The organism is Pseudoalteromonas atlantica, from assembly GCF_043641955.1.
Taxonomy (GTDB): Bacteria; Pseudomonadota; Gammaproteobacteria; order Enterobacterales; family Alteromonadaceae; genus Pseudoalteromonas; species Pseudoalteromonas atlantica_A.
In genome coordinates, this window is the sequence record NZ_JBHZRV010000004.1 from 355,088 (window position 1) to 380,660 (window position 25,573).

General features: G+C 39.5%; 26 protein-coding genes. 8 read left to right on the forward strand and 18 right to left on the reverse strand.

Annotated features, from left to right (window positions below; genetic code table 11):
• Positions 1-27: 27 nt before the first annotated feature.
• Complete coding sequence (gene panP, locus ACHUE3_RS11120; RefSeq protein ID WP_394192480.1) at positions 28-1,656, reverse strand: pyridoxal-dependent aspartate 1-decarboxylase PanP; 1,629 nt, start codon at positions 1,654-1,656, stop codon at positions 28-30.
• Between the two features lie 261 nt (positions 1,657-1,917).
• On the opposite strand from panP, the gene ACHUE3_RS11125 reads away from it, so the two are divergent.
• A complete protein-coding gene (locus ACHUE3_RS11125) occupies positions 1,918-3,855 on the forward strand; it encodes an EAL domain-containing protein (protein WP_394192481.1) in 1,938 nt (645 codons plus the stop codon).
• Here the strand turns inward: ACHUE3_RS11125 and trmB are convergent.
• From trmB to mpl, 5 genes are read right to left on the reverse strand one after another with little or no spacing between them, the layout of a single operon-like run.
• On the reverse strand, positions 3,785-4,453 hold the full coding sequence (gene trmB / locus ACHUE3_RS11130) for a tRNA (guanine(46)-N(7))-methyltransferase TrmB (RefSeq protein ID WP_394192482.1): 669 nt from the start codon (positions 4,451-4,453) through the stop codon (positions 3,785-3,787). The genes ACHUE3_RS11125 and trmB overlap by 71 nt on opposite strands.
• Positions 4,453-5,220: an ABC transporter permease gene (locus ACHUE3_RS11135; RefSeq protein WP_394192483.1), complete on the reverse strand. Its 768-nt coding sequence runs from the start codon at positions 5,218-5,220 to the stop codon at positions 4,453-4,455. Before ACHUE3_RS11135 ends, trmB begins: the two co-directional genes overlap by 1 nt.
• Positions 5,221-6,150, reverse strand: coding sequence for an ABC transporter ATP-binding protein (locus ACHUE3_RS11140; protein ID WP_394192484.1), 930 nt, complete (start codon positions 6,148-6,150; stop codon positions 5,221-5,223).
• Positions 6,147-6,770, reverse strand: coding sequence for a flavin prenyltransferase UbiX (locus ACHUE3_RS11145; protein ID WP_394192485.1), 624 nt, complete (start codon positions 6,768-6,770; stop codon positions 6,147-6,149). The genes ACHUE3_RS11140 and ACHUE3_RS11145 overlap by 4 nt, the downstream gene beginning before the upstream one ends.
• A gap of 18 nt (positions 6,771-6,788) precedes the next feature.
• Positions 6,789-8,138 carry a UDP-N-acetylmuramate:L-alanyl-gamma-D-glutamyl-meso-diaminopimelate ligase gene (gene mpl, locus ACHUE3_RS11150; protein ID WP_394192486.1) on the reverse strand — a complete coding sequence of 450 codons (1,350 nt, stop codon included), beginning with the start codon at positions 8,136-8,138 and terminating at the stop codon, positions 6,789-6,791.
• A 583-nt stretch (positions 8,139-8,721) separates the two neighbouring features.
• Here mpl and ACHUE3_RS11155 point away from each other — a divergent pair.
• Positions 8,722-11,640, forward strand: a complete 2,919-nt coding sequence (locus ACHUE3_RS11155) for a TonB-dependent receptor plug domain-containing protein (protein WP_394192487.1) — start codon at positions 8,722-8,724, stop codon at positions 11,638-11,640.
• A 74-nt stretch (positions 11,641-11,714) separates the two neighbouring features.
• Here ACHUE3_RS11155 and ACHUE3_RS11160 read toward each other — a convergent pair whose 3' ends face one another.
• Genes ACHUE3_RS11160 through folB form a run of 3 tightly spaced genes read right to left on the reverse strand, consistent with a single transcriptional unit; the run spans position 11,715 to position 13,361 of the window.
• A complete protein-coding gene (locus tag ACHUE3_RS11160) occupies positions 11,715-12,515 on the reverse strand; it encodes an undecaprenyl-diphosphate phosphatase (protein WP_394192488.1) in 801 nt (266 codons plus the stop codon).
• Positions 12,512-13,000 (reverse strand): 2-amino-4-hydroxy-6-hydroxymethyldihydropteridine diphosphokinase, encoded by a 489-nt coding sequence (gene folK, locus ACHUE3_RS11165; protein ID WP_394192489.1) that lies wholly within the window; start codon positions 12,998-13,000, stop codon positions 12,512-12,514. The genes ACHUE3_RS11160 and folK overlap by 4 nt, the downstream gene beginning before the upstream one ends.
• Position 13,001: 1 nt before the next feature.
• On the reverse strand, positions 13,002-13,361 hold the full coding sequence (folB, locus tag ACHUE3_RS11170) for a dihydroneopterin aldolase (RefSeq protein ID WP_394192490.1): 360 nt from the start codon (positions 13,359-13,361) through the stop codon (positions 13,002-13,004).
• Between the two features lie 223 nt (positions 13,362-13,584).
• On the opposite strand from folB, the gene plsY reads away from it, so the two are divergent.
• The gene (gene plsY, locus ACHUE3_RS11175; RefSeq protein ID WP_394192491.1) at positions 13,585-14,202 is read left to right on the forward strand and encodes a glycerol-3-phosphate 1-O-acyltransferase PlsY; all 618 of its coding nucleotides are present in this window, start codon (positions 13,585-13,587) and stop codon (positions 14,200-14,202) included.
• Here plsY and tsaD read toward each other — a convergent pair.
• The 3 genes from tsaD to ACHUE3_RS11190 are packed head-to-tail and all read right to left on the reverse strand — an operon-like array spanning position 14,199 to position 16,162.
• On the reverse strand, positions 14,199-15,212 hold the full coding sequence (tsaD, locus tag ACHUE3_RS11180; RefSeq protein ID WP_394192492.1) for a tRNA (adenosine(37)-N6)-threonylcarbamoyltransferase complex transferase subunit TsaD: 1,014 nt from the start codon (positions 15,210-15,212) through the stop codon (positions 14,199-14,201). The genes plsY and tsaD overlap by 4 nt on opposite strands.
• Positions 15,213-15,252: 40 nt before the next feature.
• The gene (locus ACHUE3_RS11185) at positions 15,253-15,843 is read right to left on the reverse strand and encodes a YjaG family protein (protein ID WP_394192493.1); all 591 of its coding nucleotides are present in this window, start codon (positions 15,841-15,843) and stop codon (positions 15,253-15,255) included.
• The gene (locus ACHUE3_RS11190; RefSeq protein WP_394192494.1) at positions 15,836-16,162 is read right to left on the reverse strand and encodes a putative signal transducing protein; all 327 of its coding nucleotides are present in this window, start codon (positions 16,160-16,162) and stop codon (positions 15,836-15,838) included. Before ACHUE3_RS11190 ends, ACHUE3_RS11185 begins: the two co-directional genes overlap by 8 nt.
• Positions 16,163-16,259: 97 nt before the next feature.
• Here ACHUE3_RS11190 and ACHUE3_RS11195 point away from each other — a divergent pair, with 97 nt between their 5' ends.
• From ACHUE3_RS11195 to ACHUE3_RS11210, 4 genes are all read left to right on the forward strand, one after another.
• A complete protein-coding gene (locus tag ACHUE3_RS11195; RefSeq protein WP_394192495.1) occupies positions 16,260-16,667 on the forward strand; it encodes a DUF2721 domain-containing protein in 408 nt (135 codons plus the stop codon).
• 51 nt (positions 16,668-16,718) lie between these two features.
• Positions 16,719-18,242, forward strand: coding sequence for a DUF3369 domain-containing protein (locus tag ACHUE3_RS11200; protein ID WP_394192496.1), 1,524 nt, complete (start codon positions 16,719-16,721; stop codon positions 18,240-18,242).
• A 120-nt stretch (positions 18,243-18,362) separates the two neighbouring features.
• Positions 18,363-19,250 carry a LysR family transcriptional regulator gene (locus ACHUE3_RS11205; RefSeq protein ID WP_394192497.1) on the forward strand — a complete coding sequence of 296 codons (888 nt, stop codon included), beginning with the start codon at positions 18,363-18,365 and terminating at the stop codon, positions 19,248-19,250.
• Between the two features lie 116 nt (positions 19,251-19,366).
• On the forward strand, positions 19,367-19,987 hold the full coding sequence (locus tag ACHUE3_RS11210) for a 2OG-Fe(II) oxygenase (protein WP_394192498.1): 621 nt from the start codon (positions 19,367-19,369) through the stop codon (positions 19,985-19,987).
• Positions 19,988-19,998: 11 nt separating this feature from the next.
• On the opposite strand, the gene ubiA is transcribed toward ACHUE3_RS11210, so the two are convergent.
• The gene (ubiA, locus tag ACHUE3_RS11215; protein ID WP_394192499.1) at positions 19,999-20,877 is read right to left on the reverse strand and encodes a 4-hydroxybenzoate octaprenyltransferase; all 879 of its coding nucleotides are present in this window, start codon (positions 20,875-20,877) and stop codon (positions 19,999-20,001) included.
• Positions 20,874-21,419, reverse strand: coding sequence for a chorismate--pyruvate lyase family protein (locus ACHUE3_RS11220; RefSeq protein ID WP_394192500.1), 546 nt, complete (start codon positions 21,417-21,419; stop codon positions 20,874-20,876). The genes ubiA and ACHUE3_RS11220 overlap by 4 nt, the downstream gene beginning before the upstream one ends.
• 158 nt (positions 21,420-21,577) lie before the next feature.
• Here ACHUE3_RS11220 and ACHUE3_RS11225 point away from each other — a divergent pair, with 158 nt between their 5' ends.
• The gene (locus ACHUE3_RS11225; protein ID WP_394192501.1) at positions 21,578-21,985 is read left to right on the forward strand and encodes a flagellar basal body-associated protein FliL; all 408 of its coding nucleotides are present in this window, start codon (positions 21,578-21,580) and stop codon (positions 21,983-21,985) included.
• Here ACHUE3_RS11225 and glpG read toward each other — a convergent pair.
• From glpG to ACHUE3_RS11245, 4 genes are all read right to left on the reverse strand, one after another.
• Positions 21,966-22,802 carry a rhomboid family intramembrane serine protease GlpG gene (gene glpG / locus ACHUE3_RS11230; RefSeq protein WP_394192502.1) on the reverse strand — a complete coding sequence of 279 codons (837 nt, stop codon included), beginning with the start codon at positions 22,800-22,802 and terminating at the stop codon, positions 21,966-21,968. The two genes, ACHUE3_RS11225 and glpG, sit on opposite strands and share 20 nt — an antisense overlap.
• The gene (gene glpE, locus ACHUE3_RS11235; RefSeq protein ID WP_394192503.1) at positions 22,799-23,116 is read right to left on the reverse strand and encodes a thiosulfate sulfurtransferase GlpE; all 318 of its coding nucleotides are present in this window, start codon (positions 23,114-23,116) and stop codon (positions 22,799-22,801) included. Before glpE ends, glpG begins: the two co-directional genes overlap by 4 nt.
• Positions 23,117-23,201: 85 nt before the next feature.
• Entirely contained in the window at positions 23,202-24,227 is a 1,026-nt protein-coding gene (tdh, locus tag ACHUE3_RS11240; RefSeq protein ID WP_394192504.1) for an L-threonine 3-dehydrogenase, read from the reverse strand.
• 49 nt (positions 24,228-24,276) lie between these two features.
• Positions 24,277-25,473, reverse strand: a complete 1,197-nt coding sequence (locus ACHUE3_RS11245; protein WP_394192505.1) for a glycine C-acetyltransferase — start codon at positions 25,471-25,473, stop codon at positions 24,277-24,279.
• Positions 25,474-25,573: the final 100 nt, after the last annotated feature.

The window sequence follows — 25,573 nt, forward strand, 5'->3', positions numbered from 1 at the left end:
GTGGGTGCTAGCACTGCTAGCCCCACGCTAATCCATGTACTTAGATAAAAACTTTTTAAAGACAGGATCTGTTTGAGCGAGCTCTTTTTGTTCAGCTAAAATATCTTTTAAAATGGCTTCTGAGGTCAATGGGTTTGCCAGCACTACACGAAATACAACAGTGGGTTGATGATCGTACTTTGCTGGGGTTAAACGTGTACGCGACACAAAAGAACGACCCGCTTCACGTTGGCGCTTTTGCATACTGGCTGTAAAGCGGTTCAAAGATGCAAATATTTCTAACCGAGTGTGCTCATCTGCATTAGCTATCTTTTGCTGAATTTGTTTCGGCACATACCGGTAAGTCAGTAAACATAACTCTGGCTCTGAGATCAGCTCAAAGTCTTCATCGGCACTTACTAAATCAGCAAAGTAACGCGCTTTTTCAATCCCTTTATCTATCAGTATTTCATAGCCTTTACGGCCTATTACACGTAAGCATGCATGTACTAACATCGCCATACCAGGGCGACTACCTTCAAGTGTATGACTGCCTAAATCTTTTGAGCCTTTACGTAAGATGTACTCCGCATGATGCTCTATCGCATCAGTAGCGGCGGGGTCTTTAAATAAAACTAAACCTGCGCCCATTGGCACGTACATTTGCTTGTGTGCATCAATTGTTATTGAATCAGCGCGTTCAATACCTTTAAGTAAAGGTCTGTATGTTTGTGAAAGCAGCGTCGCACCACCCCATGCTGCATCTACATGAAAATGACATCCCAGCTCTTGGCTTAAATCAGCCATATCATCAAGAGGATCAATATTGCCTGTTTCAGTTGTACCTGCTACACCCACAATCGCCATGACCTTAATACCTTGGGATTGAAGTTCGTGGGCTTTTTCACGCATAGCTGCAATGTCTACTTTATTATCATTGGCTGTTTTTATCGCAATAAAATTATCACGGCCTATACCCAATAAATCTGCTGATTTACCCAACGAGTAGTGTCCACGCTCAGACACCAATACAGCCAACCCTCTGTAACCATAATGCAGCATGGCACTTATTAAACCTTGTGAGCCAATTCCTTTAAACTCACCATCGGCTTTTAACAAACGATTGCGTGCGATCCATAACGCTGTAATATTAGCCACGGTGCCACCAGAGCAAAACGCACCCAGTGATGTTTTTGCGCTGTGCATCCACTTGCTATAAAAGGCATCATTTTGCCCATACGCAAGGTGGTGGATCATACCTAGTACTTGACGCTCTAAAGGAGTAAAAGCTTTTGAAGTTTCTATTTTGACTAAGTTTTGATTTAGCCCCACCATTAATTTTGATAATGGCAATACAAAATGTGGCAATGCAGAAGTCATGTGACCAATAAAGCTAGGTGCAGCAGTATGCACAGAGTGTGCAACCAGTTGCTCCATTATGTCTTGCGCATAAGCAGAAACAAACGTCGGATCTTCTGGGATCACTGCCGATTGAAAGTCTTTTTCAATTTCATGCAGTGGCTTTTCTATAGCCGCGATGTTCTCATTTAAGAAGCCAGCCAAATTGCTTGATATTTCAAGTTCAATTTTACTCAATGTTGAGTCTGGTGCTTCAGGCACGGTAAATATACGCATCAGAGTTTCTTTAGAGGCGACGGCACAACGCTTTTGATCCATCTTAATACCCAGTAAGTGCAGTTTTTCATAATCAAAGTACCTAGGTTATATGGCTTTTTGAATAACAAACTAAACCGCATTGTTTCTACGAAATGCGCTAACTTTACTGCAATAGAGTATAAATGTCTCGTTTAAAGCCATAAAAGCCGACAATTGCATGACAAATTAATGATAAATTAGTTAATAATCCAAGAAAGATTTAATTATAGGCAGCAGTTCCTTTTTTTGTATAATGCGCCAGTAAACAAATAAGGAACAAAAATGATTAAAACAAGTTTAAGGACAAACTGGATAATTGCAGGTTTTTTAATATTTTTAGTAAGTTTGCTAAGCTACGTTTATTATACTTATCACACTGCACGTGCAGAGATAATGCAGCAGATTGATGCTCGATTATTAAATGCAGCAGTGAGCGTAAAACATATATTAGGCAATGATTACCACGCACACATAACGTCTGGAAGAACCGTCCCACCTTTTTTGTACCAACAAAAAAGCCGTCAGCTATCAGAATTCGCCAACGCACTTAATATTGCCTATGTTTATGCCATGGTATTACAAGATAACCGTGTACATTTCACTGCCTCAAGTTATACACAAGAGGATCAAAACTCAGGTAAAGTAACTCAATTTTTTGATCTCTACCCTGAAGCCACCAAAGCCAATGTAAGTGCATTTTATTCTACCGAACCTGTTTTTGAGGTTTCGAAAGATCAATGGGGGCATTTTAAAAGCATTTTTGTACCTTACATCGACAGCGCAGGCAATACCTATCTCACCGGTGCTGACATTAAGGTGAATGATCTTAACCAGCATTTGAATGAAAGCGTATCAAAAGCGGCAGCCCTTGCTAGCTTTTTCTTCTTTATCGCCATACTAGTTGCAAGCATCTACATTTACCTTTTAAAAAGAGCCCTTTCAACGGATAGTAGCAGTGGCTTTGCTAATCATATTGCGCTTGAGTACTACATGAACAAATCATCTAACTTTCACTTACAGGTTGCTGTTATCTGGATCAATGAAATTGAGGATATTAATAGTTTTTATGGTACACAAGTAGGCGATAAAGTAATGAAAAACTTACTTGAGCACTTTGCCAAACATCGCCCTGTTGGGAGCGAAATATTTCGTTTAGCGACGAATAAAGTTGTCCTAATTGCCCCGTTTAAGGAGCAACACACCGGGTTTAGTGACTTAATACAAGGGTATAACTGCAGCTCTCCTCTGCTTAAAGAACCGTTTATTTATATTACGCTGTGCGCTGGTATTGCGCACGGAAACAAGGCAATGCTCCTTGAGAATGCTCATATTGCAGCCCTACAAGCAAAACAGGGACGTTTTAGTGTTATAAATTATTCAAACGCATTACATGATGTTAAAAATCAGTATCAATATAATGTCGAAATGGCCAAAGAAGTCAGAGAGGCTTTTGACAATAATCGTATTGTTGCGTACTTCCAGCCTGTTTATGATTATCGAAGTGGTATGGCCATAAAATACGAATGCTTAGCGCGTATGATTACCTGTCACGGCGAAATATTACTTCCTGAATCATTTTTAAATGTGGTAAATCGTTCACGTATGGATGGCACACTCATCCGTACCATGCTCACTCAATGTTTTGAACGTTTTAGAAGAACAAGCCTTTGCTGGAGCATTAACATCACTGTGCACGATATGTTAGACCCTAGCCTTACTGAGTATTTAGAGCAAGAGCTCAACCGCTACCCACAACCTAGCAACATTACATTAGAGCTTTTAGAAACCGAAGCTATTGCAAACTTTTCTGAGGTAAAGGCATTTATAGCACTAGTAAAAAAACGTGGTGTAAAAGTGGTTATTGACGACTTTGGGACAGGTTACTCAAATATCTCTAACGTGTTAAAACTCGATGTAGATGGGATAAAGCTTGATGGGTCGTTGATAAAGCAAATTATTCATGATGCTGATATTTATCTATATATTGAACATATTGCGAGCTTTGCCAAACAATTAAATCTACAGCTAATTGCAGAGTGTGTTGAGAATAAACCCACCATCAACACACTCTTAAAAGCAAATGTGCACCTTATGCAGGGGAATTACTTCGCCGCACCCGCCCCACATATAAACCCACATATTGAAATGCTTAATTTAAATCAATCACTAAACGGTGACTCTGTTGACCACTCGCCCAATATTTACGCTCAAATGGAGTGATAGCTTCATCGCTTTCATATAATTCAACCTGTGTCTGTTGCCCAGCTAAATGAAGAGCTTGGGCAAATTCTTTGACATAAATATCCCAATTACTGCGTACTTCTAAGCGACCACCTAATTTAACAATAAAAGGAAAGATTGCTGCACCATGCCAACGGCGCTGAATATGTTTTGCTTTTGGCCATGGGTTGGGATAAAGCAAATAATGATGCGTGGGCTGCCAATTTGCAGCCACCGCTAAGCGCCAAAAGTCATTTAAATCAGCTTGCACCAAAATATATTGGCCTGAGTTCGTTTGTTTGTATTCCACATCATGCTTATCTAAACGATGTGACGACTTATCTATACCAATTACTAACGCATCAGGATGGCGCTTCGCTAAGTTAGCCGTACTCTCACCGACACCACAACATGAATCAAGGATCAGTGGCCCATTGAACGAGTTTACTTTTTCGTTCACTTCATCAAACGCAGATTGTGTATGCGTAGCGATAGGCTTTTTAAATTCAGCTTTTAAATGCTTAGTAACAATTTCATCAAGCTTTTCATTTAAACCATTTTGATTTGATACGATACTTCGTGAATTTGCATCACTCATTAGTGTCTAAGCCCCACACCTTTTTTGATTAACGTCAATGCTAGCGTAAACAAAGCTGTAATAAATAAAAACAACACCCCAAATGCAACGGTTAAATCAACATCTGACACACCTAAAAATCCAAACCTAAATGCATTAACCATATAAATAATCGGGTTTATCTGCGATACACCTTGCCAAAAATCAGGTAATAAAGTGATTGAATAAAATACACCGCCTAAATAAGTCAGTGGTGTGAGTATAAACGTAGGAATAATACTAATGTCGTCAAAACTATTGGCATAAATCGCATTAATTAAACCACCTAATGCGAATACTGCTGACGTTAAAATAACAGTCGCAATGATGACAAAGATATTGTGAATTTGAATATCAACAAATAACAAAGACACACAAGTAACAATTAAACCAACCAACATACCCCGAGTCATCCCTCCTCCCATGTAACCCAGTACAATAATGTAGTTAGGCACAGGAGCAACAAGTAGCTCTTCTATACTTTTTTGAAATTTGGTGGAGTAAAAACTCGATGCAACATTAGAATAGGAGTTAGTAATAACCGACATCATAATTAAGCCCGGAACAATAAACTCCATATAACTAAAGCCACCCATTTCGCCAATTCGAGAGCCAATTAAGTTACCAAAAATAACAAAATATAAACTCATCGTAATTGCTGGCGGTACTAATGTTTGCACCCAAATACGTAAAAAACGGATGCATTCTTTCATCCATAAACTTTTTAAGGCTACGCCATATTTAAACATTTACTTATCCCGCCCTTGCTCTAATAAACCAACAAACAGCTCTTCTAATCTATTTGCTTTGTTGCGCATACTTAATACCGTATTACCTTGCTCTGTTAACGCGCTAAAAACAGCGTTAAGGCCTTGAGATTTAGCCACTTCAACTTCAATCGTGTGGTCATCAGCCATAGAAAACTGGTAGCCATTGAGTGACACTGGTTTTACCGGTTGTTTTAAATCAAGAATAAAGGTTTCTTTATCAAGCTTTGCCAAAAGTGCTTTAATTGTGGTGTTTTCAACAATAATACCCGAATCGATTATTGCGATGTTTTTACACAATAACTCAGCTTCCTCAAGGTAATGAGTAGTCAATATAATCGTCACTCCTTGTTCATTAATTTGCCTTAAAAAATCCCACATGGAGCGACGCAGTTCAATGTCTACACCCGCTGTTGGCTCATCAAGAATAAGTAGTTTTGGCTCGTGCATGAGTGCACGAGCAATCATTAAGCGACGCTTCATACCACCTGATAATGTACGTGCTTGTTTATCTTTTTTCTCAAGCAAACCAAGCTGAGCAAGGTATTTGTCAGCACGTTGATGAGCTACTTTACGAGGCACACCATAATACCCAGCTTGATTCACTAATATTTGGGTGAGTGTTTCAAACTGGCCAAAGTTAAACTCCTGTGGCACTAAACCTAGCTCAGACTTAGCAGCTTCTAAGTCGGTATCAATATTGTGACCAAATACCTCAACTTGACCTGCGGTTTTATTTACCAGCGACGAAATAACGCCAATAGTGGTTGATTTACCTGCGCCATTTGGGCCTAGCAGTGCAAAAAAATCGCCCTTTTGCACCTCTAAATCAATGTTTTTGACTGCTTCAACGCCATTTTTGTAGACTTTTCTGAGACCTTGAATTTTTAAAGCTGTAGATTGTTCGCTCACTTTTTACCTTCCCCATAACCCCATCGCTTCGTTAGGGTATGCTCAATGTTTAAATGATCTAAAATTCGTGCCACCATAAAATCAACCAAGTCACTGATAGACTCAGGTTGATGATAAAACCCCGGTGCTGCTGGCATAATAGTAACGCCTAACCGAGCTAGTTTAAGCATATTCTCAAGATGAATCTCACTAAATGGTGTTTCGCGCGGAACCAAAATAAGTTGGCCACGCTCTTTAATCACCACATCAGCCGCACGCTCAAGTAAGTTATCAGACGCACCCACAGCAATCGCAGAGACTGAACCTGCACTACATGGGCACACTATCATTTTTTTAGGTGCTGCTGAGCCTGATGCTACAGGACTAAACCAGTTGTCTTTACCAAAAACTTGAAGCTGCTCAGGTAGCGCATTAAAAAGCGCACATAACTGCTCAGTTGCTTTGTCTTCATTGGCTGAGAGCTTAATGTTTGACTCTGTATCAAGTACTACTCGTGCTGCACTTGATATCAATACGTACACTCTAAATTGCTGCGCTAAAAGCACTTCAAGCAACCGTAAGCCATAAGGTGCACCTGACGCCCCACTAAACGCAAGGGTGATGGTTTCTTTATATTGCACTGTGGCTCTCTCTTTAAATTAATTAAACTTTTTGGTTAAATGGCTAATCAGTTGGTCGTGTAAACCGTTAAAACCGCCATTACTCATAATTAAAATATGTTGCTGCGGGCGCACTTGATTGACCACTTGAGTTACTATCTCGTTTGTACTGGTAAAACAATTCATACCCGCTTGCTGAGCTTGCTCACTCAATGACCAGTTAAGATTATCTGGCTCAAATAAGTAAACATCATCTGCATCACTCAATGAAGCTAAAAGTGTATGTTGATGAACACCCATTTTCATGGTGTTTGAACGAGGCTCTAAAATCGCAATGATTTTTTCATCACCGACTTTAGCCCGCAGCCCTGCCAGTGTAGTTTTAATGGCTGTTGGATGATGTGCAAAATCATCATACACTTTGATATTTGCAATATCCGCTTTTAGTTCCATGCGCCTTTTTGGGCTAATAAACTCTGCTAATGCAGCAATACTATGATCAATTGCAATACCAACATGGCGCGCTGCTGCAATAGCCATAATAGCGTTTTTAACATTATGCTCACCAATTGCTTGCCATTTGACCGTGCCAACAACTTCATTTTGAAGTAATACAGTAAACTCACTGCCATCACTTTTAACTAGGTTATAACCCCAATCATCGCCTAATGTTTCACTCTCGCTCCAGCAACCTTGCTGAATAACCTCATCCAAGGCAAGCTCATCACTAGGCCAAATAACTTTGCCGCTACTGGGTAATGTACGCATCAAATGGTGAAATTGTTTTTTTATTGCATTTAAATCGTCAAAAATATCGGCGTGATCAAACTCTAAATTATTCAAAATTAATGTGCGCGGTAAATAATGAACAAACTTACTTCGCTTATCAAAAAAGGCAGTGTCATATTCATCAGCTTCAATAACAAAAAATGGGGTATCGCCGGCTCGCGCTGACACTCCGAAATTTTGCACAATTCCGCCTATCAAGAATCCAGGCTTCAGACCTGCGTACTCTAATATCCATGCCAACATACTTGCGGTAGTCGTTTTACCGTGAGTACCTGCAATAGCCAACACCCATGAGTCTTGCAGTAAGTTATGTTTTAACCACTCAGGGCCCGACGTATAAGGTAGGCCTTTATCTAACACATATTCTACACAAGGATTACCACGACTCATTGCATTTCCAATGATCACCATATCAGGTGCTGGTTCAAGTTGAGTGGTGTCATAACCTTGGGTAAGTTTTATACCAAGCGATTCAAGTTGAGTACTCATTGGCGGGTATACGTTTTGGTCAGACCCCGTTACTGTGTGACCAAGTGATTTAGCGATTGCGGCAATACCACCCATAAATGTACCGCAAATTCCCAAGATATGAATATGCATTTGTGTTCCTTTGCTGCATTTTTAGGTGCGCAGCACAATTAATATTAGCGATAATAGGCCTGATATAATGCCAAATTTAGCGTTTAGTTACCATTGCCATCTCGCATAACACTTTTGCAAAAAAGTAACTAAAGAACAGTAATTTCACAAAAGTTCATTATCCACGGTTTAAATGCGCAAAAATCAAGCGTCAGTTTTTATACAAAACCCACATTTCAGCTCATTTAAAACGCTAAGTTATTTATAAATAATTTCATTTTAGTTAATAAACAAAGTTTTAAAGACTGATAAAAAGAACCCCACCAACAAGTGTAAAGCGATGATTACAAAATAAAAACCACAAAATCATTAATATACCAAAAAATACCCATTACAAAAACAAAGTACACATTTATGAAACAATTGACACATTCCCTTATTTCAAGACTCAATTTGGGTACTGTGATAAAACATCTGCAAATTACATTTACTTACATTTTCTGATGTTTATTTGGTGTCAGCCAAAACTAGCTCAGTAGTGAAAGTAAATAAGTTCCATCAAGTTTTAATCGGTCTTTAAAACTTGTCGAAATTAAAAGGTGTTATGTTGAAAAAAATAAATCTTATCGCAGCCGCAGTAAATACAGTACTTGTAACAGGTGCTATTGCCGCATCGAGTGCATTCGCTCAGTCAACAGCAGATGCTAAACCTGTTGAACGCATTCAAGTGACTGGTTCAAAAATCAAACGCTTTAACCTAACGTCACCAACGCCTGTAACTGTGATCAGCGGTGTTGAGATGGAAAACCAAGGTATTACAAACGTCAACGACTTGCTTGCAGAAATGCCACAAGCAACGGTTGGCCTCTCACCTGAAACCACTACAAATACTATTTATGCGTCAGGTCTTAACACTACCGATCTTCGTGGTTTGGGATCAGAGCGTACATTAGTGCTTGTAAATGGTCGTCGCTTTGTGCCTGGTTCTGTGGGTGATACTGCAGTTGATTTAAACAACATTCCTACCACAATGATTGAGCGTATTGAGATAGCTACAGGTGGTGCTGCAGCCGTTTATGGTGCAGATGCTGTAGCTGGTGTGGTAAATATCATTACTAAAAAATCAATGGACGGGATTGAGCTTGATGTTTCTACCGTACGTCCAGAACAAAGTGGCGGCGAGCAAAACAACTTTTCAATTACAGGTGGTATGGAAGGCGATAAACTTTCTTTTATTGCTTCATTTAATTACACAGAAAACAAAAGCTATGGCAAGTTGAGCCGTGACTTCTATCGTAACCCTGTGAACTCATACGCAAACCCAGCAAATACAAGCGGTGATGATGGCATTCCTGAGCGTATTATTTTAGGTCGACCTACAGGCCTTGCTTATTATTCTGAAGGCGGTGATTTTTTCTCAAAAGGTGCCTTCACAAATGATGGCTACAACAACCACCACTATACCTTTGATGAAAATGGAAATATTCGTCCATTTCAGATGGGCTCTGGTCGCATTCCAAATCCAAATCAAGCATTGATTGATGATAAATTGGCAAATCCATCAAATAGCTATTTTGAAGGTGGTAATGGTGATGGCGTATTTGGCCATGGTTATAAAAGCTATTTCCAAACACCATTAGAGCGTATGATTGCTTCAGCGTATGGTACTTATGAACTTAATGACGACCATGCTTTAACTTTTGATTTCACTTACTCAAATACAGAAGCCACAACTGAGAGTTCGCCTTCTTTCTTTCGCCATACAATACGTCGCGACAATGCTTTTATAAAAAGCGACATGGCGAAATTAATGGATGATAATGAGCTAACATCAGTCACGCTTCGTCAAGCAAACGAAAATTTGTGGGGCGATCGTGCATATAACCAAGAGCGTGAAGTATTCCGTACTTCAATAGGTGCTGAAGGTATATTAAGCGATGACTGGGGCTATTCAACCTACGCTCAATTTGGCCGTATCGAACAAGATACCCTTTGGACTGGCGAAGTGTTAACGCAAAACCTAGCTAACTCTATTGATGCAGTTGAATACCAAGGCAATGTTGTATGTGCTAAACGTGATGCCGACGGCGACGTTATAGGTGCTATAGAAGGTTGTACACCATTTAATACCATGGGCGCTACTTCTGCAACACAAGCACAGTTAGACTATATAGCTACTGATGCAACACGTTTTGCTAAGCACGACCAAGTTGTATTTGCACTTACCGTAGATGGCGCCTTATTTGAATTGCCAGCAGGTTATGTTGCCGCTGCGTTCACTGCAGAGCATCGTCGTGAATCTGCAACAATCACACCGTCTGAAAATATGGAGAAAGGCCTAATTTTCGGTAATTCAAGCCTACAAATGGATGGCGATATTGATGTTAATGAATTATCAGCCGAAGTTTCAATTCCATTGCTAGAAGATGCCTTTTTAGCAACCGATTTAACGCTTGAAACAGCGTTCCGTTACATGGATTACTCGGTAACAGGTGAAGATAATGCTTGGAAATTGGCGCTTAACTGGGGCGTGACTGATGAGCTACGTGTTCGTTTGAATCGTTCTAAATCAGTAAGAGCACCAAATATAGGTGATTTATTTACTCCTAACTCAAAAACATTTAGCTCAGGCCGCGCAGACGTATGTCGAGCAGACTCTATTGCTACATCAGGTAGTAAATACAAAGATAACGTTATCAAGAATTGCCAAGCAGCTGGTTTAGAGCAAGGATGGATGCCTTCTAAAGAATGGTTAGCTGGCGGTAGTCTTCCTGGCTATATTCAAGGTAACCAAAGTCTTGAAAATGAAACATCTAACGATTATACCATTGGCTTAATTTATACACCTGAGTTTGTGGAAGGGCTAGATATAACGCTTGATTACTGGTCATTCGAAGTAGAAGGCGCTATCGAATACTTTGGCCGTAACAGTGTAGAGCTATGTTACGAATCATCTTCGTTAGATAACCCTTTCTGCAGTAATGTTGTGCGTAATGAACAAACGGGTGAAATTGAAAACTTCTTTACTCGTCCTATAAATGCCGCTGTTATTAATAAAAAAGGTGTTGATGTTGAATCTGCATTCCGCACTGAGTTGTTCTCTGGTGACTTGGCATTAAAATTAACGGCAACATACCTTATTGATGACAATAGTAATTCAACAGGCCGTGCTGAAGACTATAGAAGTGATGTAGGCGAAATTGCCTCTCCTCGTTGGAAGGGCCGTTTTAATGCTGTTTATTCATATGATGACTCAGCTTATGTGTTAACAATGAATTATCGCCATGCAACTGTTAATGACAACGACTGGACCATTGAAGACAACAACTATAATGAGATTTCGTCTTATACTACGTTTGACTTCATGTATAAAACATACGTAATGGATGAGTTACAATTGCGTGTTGGTGTTAACAACATCCTAGACCGTGAGCCACCACGTAACCCGTTCACATACGACGATGGTGAGTTCTTTGATGTTAAAGGCCGTCGCTTATCGTTAGGTGCTAAATACACATTCTAAATGTGTATTAGCTAATAACAAAAAACGCCTTAGTTCAGTGAACTAAGGCGTTTTTATTTGTGTCACATAACTGACTAAATCATTAAAAATACAATTAAACCAATACCGAGTAATAAGCGATAAATAACAAATGGCATCATGCCCATACGTTCAATGATTTTTAAAAACAGAAAGATACAAGCGTATGCAGAAACAAATGATAAACCTGCACCTAAAATTAGCATAGTCCAATCCACAACTTCATCACCCAACGCTAACTCAACTGTATAGTACAACCCCATCATCGAAATAACAGGAATGGCCAGTAAAAATGAAAACCTTGCCGCACTTTGCTTATTCATTCCAAGTAATAAACCTGCGGTCATTGTAATACCTGAACGTGACGTACCCGGGATCATTGCCATGGCTTGCGCCATACCAATCATAAGGGCTGATTTCCAGTTTAATTGGTAAATTGTTTTTGTTTGCTTGCCTTTCACATCTGCGTACCAAAGGAGTAAACCAAACAAAATGGTCGTTACAGCAATAACCCATGCACTGCGCAAATATAACTCAATTAAATCTTTAAATATTAAGCCTAAAACTGCCGCGGGAATAGTGCCCAAAATAATCCACCAGCCGAGTTTACTATCATCGGTTGTACCCTGTTGTCCAAATGATTTGAACCACGCACCTAAGATTTCAACTACTTCTTTTCTAAAATAAATGACAACAGCCACTAAAGTGCCGACATGTACTGCAACATCAAAGGCTAAACCTTGGTCTTCCCACCCTAATATTTGTGAAGGAAGAATCAAGTGTGCTGAACTTGAAATAGGTAAAAACTCAGTCAATCCTTGGATCAGGGCTAAAACAATAATTTCGATAATACTCATGGGTTAGTAAACTCCACCTTCCATAGTTTTTGATTGGGGTTGTTATAGTTACTCCATAGCTGGGCAATCGTTTGCTCAGCAACAGGGTGATAAAAATTAGGGGCTATTTCTGCCAGTGGCTGCAGTACAAATGCATTTTTTGTTATTTCATCGCGCGGGAGTTGTGCCGGAGCATCGCAAACAACATCATCATAAAATAATAAATCTAGATCTAACGTCCGCGGGCTAAACTTTTTATCATTGATTGTTCGGCCATTTTCTTGCTCAATCTCTTTTAGTAATTGGCATAAATGATCAAGCTGCATTTCTGTTTGCGCGCCCACAACAGAGTTGTAAAAGTTACTACCAGTGAATCCTACAGCCTCACTTTCAAATACACTAGAATGCTCAAGGTGGGGGAAATAAGACTTTAACGTTTTCAAAGCCTGGCTAATGTAGTGCTCTTTATTTACATTTGAGCCAAGGCTAATATAAATCTGGGCCATATTAACTGGCTACCATTTGGCGTGTAATTTCAACACCTACAGTCTGTGCTTGGGCAACCGCAGCAGGCTTACTTACTTTAATCGTTACCTGAGAGGTATTAAATTCAGCTAATATAATTGCAGCAAGTTGCTCTACAAGGGTTTCTAATAGCTCAACTGGCTTAGCTGTTGTATGCTCAATGACACGTTCACTCACTTTTGAATAATCTAATGCAAGGCTTATATCATCCGTTGTTGCAGCAGGTTTGATGTCGCATAGCATCTCTATATCAAAAAATAAGCTCTGTTTAGTTTCTTTTTCAAAATCATAAACGCCTATGATAGTGTCAACATGTAGTTGTGATATAAAAACCTTGTCCATAACTGCTCCAACTAGAAATTTAAACTCTTTAATGAGTTTACACGCGCTATAATTTATATTTATATCATTTATATACTTTTAGCGTGTTTAACTATGAGAAATTTAACAATACAATGTGCAGTAGGTGCAAAGGAATTACCTAAATATTGAACGCACATGTTTGTGATGTTAATTTTGTCGCCAATGATAGCCGAAAATGCATGATTAAAAAATAAGGAACCGCGTGATAGCCGTATTAATGTTAGTTTTAGCCTATTTACTGGGGTCGATTTCATCGGCTATTCTGGTGTCTCGGCTCTTTAAACTACCAGATCCACGCTTGAATGGCTCAAACAACCCAGGCGCAACAAATGTATTTCGCTTAGGGGGCGCTTTACCTGCCGGCTTAGTTTTGGTTTTTGATATACTTAAAGGCACCATTCCTGTTTGGGGTGCTTATTTTTTAAAGTTAGATCCGCTCATCCTAGGGCTAATTGGTGTAGCTGCTTGTCTGGGTCATATGTTTCCCATTTTCTTCAACTTTAAAGGGGGAAAAGCGGTTGCTACAGCATTTGGTACACTATTACCGATAGGTTTAACGTTAGGTGGGCTATTAATTTCAACGTGGGTTGCTGTGGTTGCACTCACTCGCTATTCATCCTTGGGCGCACTGACTGCAGTAGCATTAGCACCGCTTTACACATGGTGGATAAAGCCATTGTATACATTACCTGTTACATTTTTAACGGTGCTAATTATAATCCGTCATCACGGCAATATTAAACGTTTGTTCAGCGGGCAAGAACCTAAAATTGGCGACAAAAAAAAGTCGCCAACTCAGAATGACAATAGTGTTGATTAAATTGCTTCTAAACTATCTATTGGCCAACGTGGCTTAGTCTTCATATCGAGGCTAGCAAATTGCCCTGCTTTTAAACGCTGCATGCCTGCATACGCTATCATCGCGCCGTTATCAGTACAAAACTCCGTACGTGGGTAATATACTCGCCCTTTCATGCCTTGCATTACGCGTTCAAGTTGTGCACGTAATTGCACATTGGCACTTACGCCACCAGCAATAACAAGGCGCTTGATACCCGTTTGTTTTAACACACGTTTACATTTGATCACTAGTGTGTCGATAACGGCAGTTTGAAAGGCATGAGCAATGTCAGCTTTGGTTTGCTCAGCATCATCATTATCACGAATCGTGATAGCTGCAGCCGTTTTTAAACCACTAAAACTAAAATCAAGCCCTGGCTTGTCAGTCATTGGCCGTGGAAATATAAATCGTTTAGGCTCACCTTGCTCAGCCAGTTTTGCTAAGCGAGGCCCGCCTGGGTAATCTAAGCCTAGAAGCTTTGCAGTTTTATCAAATGCTTCCCCTGCGGCGTCATCAACAGACTCCCCTAGTACTTCATATTGACCAATGCCTTCGACTTTAACCATCATGGTATGACCGCCTGAAACTAAAAGCGCAATAAATGGAAAGTCTGGTACATCTTCTTCAAGCATAGGAGCGAGTAAATGCCCTTCCATATGATGTACTGCAACGGCAGGAATACCCCAACCATAAGCCAATGAGCGCCCAATTGAAGTACCAACAAGTAAAGCTCCGACAAGTCCTGGGCCTGCGGTGTAGGCGATACCATCAAGATCCTCAGGGCCACAACCGGCTTGAGCAAATGCTGCATCAATAAGCGGTAGCGTTTTTCGAACATGGTCACGAGAAGCTAACTCAGGAACCACTCCCCCATAATCAGCATGCACTTTTACCTGGCTATATAATTGATGCGCAAGTAACCCTTGCTCATCATCATAAATAGCAATACCAGTCTCATCACATGATGACTCAATGCCTAAAATTCGCACTGCAACTTTCTCCTAACTAGTAGATTTACTAGGATTAATTTTATAACGTTAAACCAATGTTTGTTTGTCCATCAGCAATGGCATGCTGCTTAAGTGATTTAACACTCTGTGCTGTCACCCGTCCCATCTGCTCAACAAAATCAATCATTTCACTGAGTACTTCAATTTCATATTGCATATGGGGATGTTCTCGCACCGTTTTGTTATCAGCAATTTCACCTTCAACTGTCAGTTGGTATTCAATAAAGCGTGCTACAGTTGCTTGCGATATTTTACTTATGCTAACGAACTCACTACTATTTTGTACAATTAAACCATGCATTAAACCAAGTAAAGCGGTAGCAGCATCAATCGCTGGGTAGGTTCCAAACATGTCAAAGTCTGCTAACTCAGGCACATTCGGTTCAATTTTTTCAATTTGTTTTTCTAAATCAATTTTACTTTTAGGTAAAAGAATTTTTTCCCAGCATACATTAAGTGCACTGCGCAGCGTTGTTTCATCACCAAACCCTGTCGCCTCACTAAATAAACCGTAATTTGGTAGCATTCGCTCAATAAGTGCTGCGGCTAGCACCGCTTGCTGTAAATAGTTAAGCTCTCGAATTCGCTGAAAATTATTCGCTTTAGTCATTCTTTGATGTCCTACAGGACCAACACATTTCAAATGTTGACCCATTATGCTCATTACAATTGGGGCACACCCAATCAGGAGCGGATTGTTGATCTTGCCTATAGTTTACCAATATTTCTCGTGCCTGGCGCTCTTTAATCGCATAAACCTGAACACGAACTTCAGTTTGTGCAATAGGTATTTCACCCACAGCGCTTTGTAAAGACTCACCTAGCAATTGACAATTAACGTCATTAGCTAAAAGTAAACCTTTAACAATATTTGCCTCTACAGCATCCGCAGCACTATAAATGGTGAGCCATTGAAATGGATTATTCATTTGCTACTTTCCTATCATTTTATAAGCGAACTCTTTTACTTTCATTTACTTGATTGCTAGGCTAATGATGAAACTACTTGTTACTCAGGATCTCACTATGACCCTCACAACCCCTGGCTTGCTCTTTCCTGCAATATCATTGTTGCTGCTAGCCTATACAAACCGTTTTTTAGTATTAGCGCAATTAATTAGAGAACTAAATGCCCGTGAAGGGAAAACGATTCGCCCCCTTGTGGTAGAGCAAATAGCGAACCTCAGAAAGCGTATTAAACTTATAAGAACCATGCAAGTTTATGGTGTAGCCTCATTTTTAATGTGTACTATTTCGATGTTTGCATTATTTATTGAGTTTAAAACCGTTGGCGTAGCCCTCTTTGGTATCAGCCTAGGATGCTTAGCTTTGTCACTTTTGACGTCTTTGTATGAAATTCATATTTCCTGTGATGCCATAGAAATCGAGTTAAAGAATATTGAAAAAAAAACCCACAGCAAACAGGCAGACTAAAAAACAGACACTATACTCTATATGTGAATAATCAAACTTAAGGGTATTCATTTGAGCGACTTTTTATTTTCAAATGAGGTAATTCAAGAGGCCACATCTAATAGCGAGCCAGATTTCTGGGATGTGTTAGTTGTTGATGATGAAGATGATATTCATCAGGTAACCAAACTGGTTTTATCCGGATTTAAATTTGAGAATAAAGCTCTCAGGTTTCATCACGCATATTCTGCGCAAGAAGCTAAAAAATTATTGCAACAACACACTGACTTTTCTGTTGGTTTAATTGATGTCGTTATGGAAACCAGCCATGCGGGACTTGAGCTTATAAAGTTTATTCGCGAAGATATAAATAATCATGATATACGTTTAATCCTCAGAACAGGGCAACCCGGTGAAGCGCCTGAAGAAGCAGTCATTCGTGAATATGACATTAATGACTACAAGAACAAAACGGAACTAACCGCGATAAAAATGAAGACGCTACTTTATTCTGCGCTTCGAGCTCATAGAGATATTCAAATTATTGAGCGCCATAAAAAAGGGCTAGAAAGAATAATTAATGCATCAAGTTCATTTTTAATGTGTGGCAGTGTTAATGAATTTGCGTCAACGATTTTAACTCATGTAAAAAATGTATTAGGCCTAGATGGAACCGAAATTTATTGCGCCGCGGCAGTAAACCAACAAGCATCTCCAGCAACTGACTTTGAGTTGCTTGCTGCCTCAGGAGTAAAGTCCCAACCAATGAATAGTGATATTCCTGAAAATGTAAAAACACTATTTATTGATGCGCATAATCGTAAATCTTCTTATAAAACAAATCATGACTATGTAGGCTACTTTTCTACTCAAGCAGGCCTTGAAGCCATGCTTTACATTCATAAGGGCTCTCAACTAGAGGGTACCGAGCACCAACTTTTAGAGTATTTTGCCAATAATATTGCCCTAGCTTACGATAATTTAAAACTACGTGAAATGGTAAAGGATTCTCAAAAAGAGCTATCTTATATTTTAGGTGAAGCCGTTGAAAAACGCTCTAAAGAAACCGGTTCCCACGTTAAAAGAGTTGCCTTATATAGCGAACTTTTAGGCAAGTTATACGGATTAAATAATTTTGAATGTGAAGTAATCAAACTGGCCTCCCCACTTCATGATATTGGCAAGATCAGCATTCCTGATAGCATTTTAAATAAACCCGGAAAACTGGATGCTGATGAATGGAAAATCATGCAGACTCATGCTCAAATCGGCTACGATATTCTTAATAAGTCCAATAATGAAATTTTAAAATGCGGTTCACTTATCGCTTATCTTCATCATGAAAAGTGGGATGGCACTGGTTACCCTAATCAATTAAAAGGAGAAGATATACATATTACAGGACGCATTACAGCACTTGCTGATGTCTTTGATGCGCTTGGTAGCGAGCGATGCTACAAAAAAGCATGGTTAATGGATGACGTTGTTGCACTTATTAAAGAGCAAAGAGGTAAGCAGTTTGATCCTAAGCTAGTCGATTTATTTATTGAAAACTTACCACTTTTTCTAAAGATAAATAAACAATACCCAGACTAATGGTTGTAACATTTGTGTAAAATAGCCTTTTCAAATTAGGTACAATGCATTAGTATCTATTAGGTTTATTTCAACTATGTTCGCCTCCGTGTGGCTTACTTATTACAAAGGACTATAAAAGTGAGATTTGAACAATTAGAACAATTTGTAGCACTGGGTCAGCTAAGGCACTTTCGCCAAGCAGCTGAAACAACAAAAATTAGTACATCAGCGTTGACGCGCAGTATTCAAACGTTAGAAGATGAAATGGGTTACGAGCTAGTCAAACGCTCTACTCGTTCGGTCAAATTGACCACTGAGGGTGAATTATTTTTAGCCTATGCCCAAGCTGCATTGAATGAACTTGAAGTAACTAAAAAACGCCTTTTTCAATCTGTTAATGGTTGCTCTGATGAAAAGTTAGTAATTGGCTACACCAATAAAGCAAGTGCAATCGTACCCGTTTCTTGTGGGCAGTTTTTAGCACAATACCCCCATGTAAAAATTGAGATGCAACTTCAAGAGCCAAGTGAGTTGACGCGTAAGCTTCAGCTTGGGGAAATAGATATTAGTGTGTGCTCGCAAGCAATTAATAGCATTGGTACTGACATTCATTTACCTGATCAACTTATTTTATTTGTAGCTAAGACTCACCCATTAGCTGAAAAAAGTGATATTAGTAAACAAGATCTAATTGACTATCCAATGTATAGTTGTTTCTCACAGTCTAAGCAAATCCAAGCCATGTTAAACGAAGCCATTGAAGGGCTAAATAAAACACCATCAATTAAAGTGGGCAGCATAGAGCAAGTGATGGATGGTTTGTGTAAGTCAAATCACTTTGCAATTGCGAGTATCGAGCATGCTAACACAATCGCAGAGCATACTGGTTTGGTGCAATTGAAAACAAACAAGGATTTAACACAAGAACAACTGATTGTTAAAACAAGTCACCATGTTCCACAAGGTGACCATGTAAATCAGCTGCTTTCACTTATTAAAAAGACAGCGCTGTCTATTAGTGAGTGAACATAGATCAAAAGCCTGATTACTTCAGGCTTTTTTTGCTATTCCTTAGTAGATTTAAGTTCGCTAAAACGACTTAATAGGCTAAACTAACTGCCCTTTCACCCTTAGTATGTAAAATGGTCCCCTATTTCATTTCAGATATCTATTTAGATGATATCGAAAAGCATGGTTATACAATAATCCACAACGCGGTCTCTAAGAACCTTATTGCGCAACTCATGCTTGATTGCTATAGAATAAATCCTGATTTTAGTATTGCGGGTATTGGTCGAAAAAGTGACTTACACGTTGATAAAACTATCCGTAAAGATAAAACGTTTTGGTTTGATGCCAGCAGTGAGGCGCAAATTCATTACTTAGCGCTTATGGAAGAAATGAGAGTCGTGCTCAATCGTAGTTTTTTTCTAGGCCTATTCGATTACGAATGCCATTATGCTAAGTACCTTAATGGGGACTTTTATAAAAAGCACTATGATGCATTTAAGGGTCGTTCTAATCGTATTTTTACAACTGTACTGTATTTAAACACTCCAGACAACGGCGGCGAATTAGTAATCTACAAACCTAAAAGCAAGCAAGTCGAAGTTAATATTAAACCTCAAGCAGGCACACTCGTTATGTTTGAAAGTGATCGTTTTATGCACGAAGTACTTCCTGCTGTCGATGATCGTTACTCTATTGCAGGGTGGTTTAGAATGAATACGTCGATCAGTGGGATTATTGATCCACCTCGTTAATATTAATTATTTTAAGTGCTAAGTGTTAAAGATGTTACTAACCCAATAAATATTACTAAACCGACATAATGGTTATTTAAAAATGCTTTAAAGCACCGCTCTCTTTGACGCTTATGGATTAACCATTGCTGGTAAAATAAAAAACCAGACGCAACACTCAATCCAAGCCAGTAGAAATGATTTAGTTGGTAAATAATACCAACAGCAACAAGTAACCCTATAAAGCAGCAATTTAGAAGAAATATAATCACCCTATCTGCAGAGCCAAACAAAATAGCTGTTGATTTAACCCCTATTTTCAAATCATCATCTCTATCAACCATTGCATACATTGTATCGTAAGCAACTGTCCAAATCACATTAGCGAAAAACAGTAACCATGCTGCAACTGGGACATAGCCACTACAGGCCATATATGCCATGGGTATTGCCCAACTAAACGCAGCCCCCAAGACCACTTGCGGTAAATGGGTAAAGCGCTTCATAAATGGGTAACTAAACGCTAATACAAGCGCACCTACCGAAAGCAAAATAGTTTGCCAACTTAATAATAATACAAGCCCAAAAGCAATGGTAATCAACAATAAAAATAAGCTTAATGCTTCCCCACTACTCACAAGTCCAGCTGCTAGTGGTCGCTGAGCTGTACGCTTCACTGAGCCATCTATTTTACGATCAGCAAAGTCATTGATCACACACCCTGCGCTGCGCATTACGAACACACCTAACGTAAAAACAACAAAATTTACTAAGCTAGGAACGCCTTGACTTGCAAGCCAAAGAGCCCAATAAGTTGGCCAAAGAAGCAGTAACGTTCCAATTGGCTTATCTGTTCGCATTAACTGCTTATAATAGGGTATATGTGCAATTTTTAATGAAGCAAGTTTCATTGGTATATAAAGGCCTTAGGTAAAAATATTTCACAAACCAAAAAGCGGCTTTGCGCTAGAGAAAAGACACTCCGACGCCCCCACAATGATCGTCCCTCATCTGTAGGTTGCTCTATCAATTGTTGTACTGGGTGATGCTCATCAAAGCAGGCGACTTCAATTTCAGTTCGTCTTAAATCAGGGTTTTGAAAAATGACATCACCTAACGGTTTATCGCCCAGTTCAAGTAATTGCTGCTGTTGCATACTCTTGGTTACTGGCAACCAGCTTTGTGCATAGACCATTGGCTGAGAATTACACCAAAGTATTACTTCGCGGTTTATGCCCTCTTTAAACTGACCATCGAGTAACGATTGTTGCTTAACATTTAACTTAAATACTTTTTCACTGAGCACTTGCACATGAAAGTTACAGCCGTGATGTTTTAATTTAGCCGTTAATGAATTAGGCTCAAGCAACCAATCTTTCTCATGATGAGTAAGTGGCGTAACAGTGGCACCATGCTGCCAATTAGCGTTCAATGGAAGAGGGAATGTAATCACGATAACTCTACTTAATAACAACCGAGTAAATGATACCACTCGCGGCTGTTATGAAAAAGTGATGATTAATGAATATAATAGCCTCTTCAGCCTGTATATTAATTGGTATTACGTATAAACTGTTAACCATGGCAGGAATATGAATTACTTTACTTAATATGAAAAAAACGCTCTACACAAGCATTTTACTCTCAACAATGTTATTTGGTTTACTAACAAGCTTTACTAGCCGTGCAGAGTCAAACGTCGGTTACTTTGGTTTTGAGCCTGATATCATTGCCAATTACATTGCTCAGAATAATAAAAAGCTAGGCTACGTTCGTTTGACTGTAGATTTAATGCTCAGTGATATGGCGAATATTGCTGTTGTAGAACACCACACGCCATTGCTACGTGATGCGATTATTGAAATTTTATCGAAAGAGCCTGAAGAAAATATTAAATCACTAACAGGCCGTGAAGAAATTCGTAAACGCTGCGCGCAAAGATTAAAAACCCTGCTCAAACAAGAAACAGGGCAAGAGATTATTCGTGAAGTGTTATTTACTAAATACCTTTATCATTAGTTTTTTTCGTTTTAAAAAATAATGAGGTAAAGGCATAAGCCATACCGCTGAGTAAGCCACCTAAGTGAGCCCAATTAGCCATACCTACAGGCAACATTTCAGCAAAACCCAAAATAAGCCAAATAAGCATAAAGCCAATGATCGCATTATTTACAAGTGCAGGTTGCTGCGGATTAAGGGCACTATATATCCAACTATATCCTAATAAACCATAAACTACGCCACTCAAACCACCAAAGTTAGGGCCTACCATTAAAAACTCAGCCCAATTACTAAACAAAGCGGTCACTAAAAATAAACCTATTAACGTACTTTTGCCTGCAAGCTTTTCAATACCATCGCCCAGTGATATCCACCAGATAATATTGAAAATTAAATGAATCGCGCTAAAGTGCACAATAGCAGGCGTCAACCACGTGAGCGGTTGATTAGGGTTAAATTGTAATACCCCATAAATAGACTCAAAACCACCGAGTAAGAAGGCAACATAAATTCCTACACATAATAAGGTGATAGTTTGGTTAAGCCAGCTGAGTGCTTTAAAGCGTTCTTTTAAATTAAGTGACTGACCTTGGTAACTCAGAGGAGATTGCGTGTTGCCAACTTGCCACGATGCATCTTGATAACGTGCATGGTTAGGGTTTTCAACAAACGCTTGCCATAAAGGTTTAGCCTGATGAAAGTGCTCAGGAGCAATACAAATAATCACATTTTGGCCATCACTTGAGCGTAATTCACCTCTAAGCCCTTGGCTTTTAATGTAGTCGATAAAACCTTGCGCTGCGCGTGGATTATTAATACTGCCAAGCTCTATCATTTTTCAACTAGCTCCGGTAACTGTACTTCCCACTGTGTAAAGCCGCCATCCATGCTATACACATCCTCAAACCCTTGCTCTGATAAGTAGTTAGCAGCACCTTGCGAACTCATACCGTGATAACAAACAATAATGATTGGCTGATCAAATTCTTTGTTCATCATAAATTCGCCAATATTAGTATTCGATAAATGCTCAGATCCGGGAATGTGGCCTGCTTGATATGAATTAGGATCACGAATATCTGCAATCACCACGTCTTCTTTATTAAGTAACTCTTGAGTTTGGCCGATTGAAATATGTTTAAATGCCATTGCTGCCTCTTAAAAATTAAATAAATCAATAAAAAAGGCGGCTTTAATCGCCACCTTTATTTAAACTAACTAAAATGAGAGTAAGTTAATCCCAATTGAGGATAACTTTACCTGATTGGCCTGAAATCATCATATCAAAGCCTGCTTGGAAGTCATCAACTGAATACTGATGAGTAATGATTGGCTTTAGGTCTAAGCCTGATTGAATAAGGCTGGCCATTTTATACCAGGTTTCAAACATTTCGCGACCGTAAATACCTTTGATCACTAAGCCTTTAAAAATAACTTGGTTCCAATCAACCGCCATATCTGACGGTGGAATACCGAGCATGGCAATTTTACCACCATGGTTCATGTTATTTAGCATGGCGTTAAATGCCGATGGCACGCCTGACATTTCAAGACCAATATCAAACCCTTCTGTCATACCAAGGTCATTCATTACATCTTCAAGTTTTTCATTGGCGACATTTACGGCGCGAGTAGCCCCCATTTTGCGAGCTAAGTCTAAGCGGTACTCATTTACATCAGTGATGACTACGTGGCGAGCACCTACGTGCTTAGCAACGGCAGCCGCCATGATACCAATAGGACCTGCACCAGTTATAAGTACGTCTTCACCCACTAAATCAAACGACAAAGCAGTATGAACGGCATTACCAAACGGGTCGAAAATTGATGCCAGCTCGTCGCTGATATTATCTGGAATTTTAAACGCATTAAATGCAGGGATCACTAAGTACTCAGCAAATGAGCCTTCTCTGTTCACACCAACACCTGTTGTGTTACGGCATAAATGTACGCGTCCTGCACGACAGTTACGACAATGACCACAAGTAATATGGCCCTCACCTGAAACACGATCCCCTACATTGAAGCCGCGTACTTCTTGGCCCATATCGACCACTTCACCAACATATTCGTGGCCCACAACCATCGGCGTAGGAATCGTATTTTGTGCCCACTCATCCCATTTATAAATGTGTACGTCGGTGCCACAAATGGCCGTTTTACGAATTTTGATTAATAAATCGTTATGGCCTACTTCTGGCTTTGGCGCATCTGTCATCCAAATGCCCGGTTCTGCTTTTAATTTTGATAATGCTTTCATGATCACACACTCAATAAAAACCGCGGACATGCCGCGGTTTAATAATTAATTAGATAACACCCATTTCTTTACCGATGCGGGTAAAGGCTGAAATTGCCGTATCTAGCTGTTCAATGCTGTGTGCAGCTGAGATTTGCGTACGAATACGAGCCTGACCTTTTGGCACAACAGGGAATGAGAAACCAGTTACGTAAATACCTTCAGCAAGAAGTTTATCAGCCATGGCTGATGCAACTTTTGCATCCCCTAACATAACAGGGATGATCGCGTGATCTTTACCTGCGCAGGTAAAGCCTACTGCTTCCATTTGCTCGCGGAAGTACTTAGCATTTGACCACAACTTAGCACGCAGTTCACTGCCATCAGCTAGCATTTCAAGCACTTTAATTGAAGCTGTTACAATTGACGGCGCAAGTGAGTTTGAGAATAAATAAGGACGTGAGCGTTGACGTAACCATTCAACAATTTCTTTTTTACCCGAAGTGTAACCACCTGATGCACCACCAAGCGCTTTACCTAAAGTACCTGTGATTATATCAACACGATCTAACACGTTGCAGTATTCTGGTGTGCCTTTGCCGTTTTCACCAACAAAACCCACTGCGTGCGAGTCATCAACCATCACTAATGCATCATATTTATCCGCTAAATCACATACAGCTTCTAAATTACAAATAACGCCATCCATTGAGAATACGCCATCTGTCGCGATAAGCTTGGTTTTAGCACCCGCTTCATCTGCTGCGATTAATTGCTTTTCAAGGTCGGCCATATCGTTGTTAGCATAACGGAAACGTTTTGCTTTACATAAACGCACACCATCAATGATAGAAGCATGATTTAAAGAGTCTGAGATGATGGCATCATCTGGGCCTAAAATAGTTTCAAATAAGCCAGCATTCGCATCAAAACATGATGAATATAAAATTGTATCTTCAGTTTCTAAAAACTCACTAATTTTTTGTTCCAGCGTTTTGTGAATATCTTGAGTACCACAGATAAAACGCACTGACGCAACACCAAAACCATGCTCATCAAGACCGCGTTGTGCGGCTGCAATTAGCTCAGGGCTATTTGCTAAGCCTAAGTAGTTATTGGCACAAAAGTTAATAACTTTATCACCAGAGGCAACTTGGATTTGTGCTTGTTGTTGCGAGGTGATCACTCGCTCACTTTTATACAGACCTTCGGCTTTTACTTCATCAATTTGTTGCTGAAGTTGGCTAAAAAATGCAGATGCTCTCATCTGAAATCTCCAAATAATTGAACGGGTAATCAAGCGTAAATTTAATCGCCGATCACGAATTGTGGCTATTGTAAAAGTTTAGCCAACTAAATGCACTGTT

Bases quoted from the DNA above. Each gene is read 5' to 3' on its own strand.
- ACHUE3_RS11155 (WP_394192487.1), top strand. From the start codon at position 8,722: ATGTTGAAAAAAATAAATCTTATCGCAGCCGCAGTAAATACAGTACTT.
- trmB (WP_394192482.1), bottom strand. From the start codon at position 4,453: ATGAGTGATGCAAATTCACGAAGTATCGTATCAAATCAAAATGGTTTA.
- ACHUE3_RS11135 (WP_394192483.1), bottom strand. From the start codon at position 5,220: ATGTTTAAATATGGCGTAGCCTTAAAAAGTTTATGGATGAAAGAATGC.
- glpE (WP_394192503.1), bottom strand. From the start codon at position 23,116: ATGGCATTTAAACATATTTCAATCGGCCAAACTCAAGAGTTACTTAAT.
- ACHUE3_RS11210 (WP_394192498.1), top strand. From the start codon at position 19,367: ATGGTCCCCTATTTCATTTCAGATATCTATTTAGATGATATCGAAAAG.
- tdh (WP_394192504.1), bottom strand. From the start codon at position 24,227: ATGAAAGCATTATCAAAATTAAAAGCAGAACCGGGCATTTGGATGACA.
- ACHUE3_RS11160 (WP_394192488.1), bottom strand. From the start codon at position 12,515: ATGAGTATTATCGAAATTATTGTTTTAGCCCTGATCCAAGGATTGACT.
- ACHUE3_RS11185 (WP_394192493.1), bottom strand. From the start codon at position 15,843: ATGACTAAAGCGAATAATTTTCAGCGAATTCGAGAGCTTAACTATTTA.
- folK (WP_394192489.1), bottom strand. From the start codon at position 13,000: ATGGCCCAGATTTATATTAGCCTTGGCTCAAATGTAAATAAAGAGCAC.
- ACHUE3_RS11190 (WP_394192494.1), bottom strand. From the start codon at position 16,162: ATGAATAATCCATTTCAATGGCTCACCATTTATAGTGCTGCGGATGCT.
- ACHUE3_RS11195 (WP_394192495.1), top strand. From the start codon at position 16,260: ATGACCCTCACAACCCCTGGCTTGCTCTTTCCTGCAATATCATTGTTG.
- glpG (WP_394192502.1), bottom strand. From the start codon at position 22,802: ATGATAGAGCTTGGCAGTATTAATAATCCACGCGCAGCGCAAGGTTTT.
- panP (WP_394192480.1), bottom strand. From the start codon at position 1,656: ATGGATCAAAAGCGTTGTGCCGTCGCCTCTAAAGAAACTCTGATGCGT.
- ACHUE3_RS11125 (WP_394192481.1), top strand. From the start codon at position 1,918: ATGATTAAAACAAGTTTAAGGACAAACTGGATAATTGCAGGTTTTTTA.
- folB (WP_394192490.1), bottom strand. From the start codon at position 13,361: ATGGACAAGGTTTTTATATCACAACTACATGTTGACACTATCATAGGC.
- ACHUE3_RS11245 (WP_394192505.1), bottom strand. From the start codon at position 25,473: ATGAGAGCATCTGCATTTTTTAGCCAACTTCAGCAACAAATTGATGAA.
- mpl (WP_394192486.1), bottom strand. From the start codon at position 8,138: ATGCATATTCATATCTTGGGAATTTGCGGTACATTTATGGGTGGTATT.
- ubiA (WP_394192499.1), bottom strand. From the start codon at position 20,877: ATGAAACTTGCTTCATTAAAAATTGCACATATACCCTATTATAAGCAG.
- ACHUE3_RS11225 (WP_394192501.1), top strand. From the start codon at position 21,578: ATGAAAAAAACGCTCTACACAAGCATTTTACTCTCAACAATGTTATTT.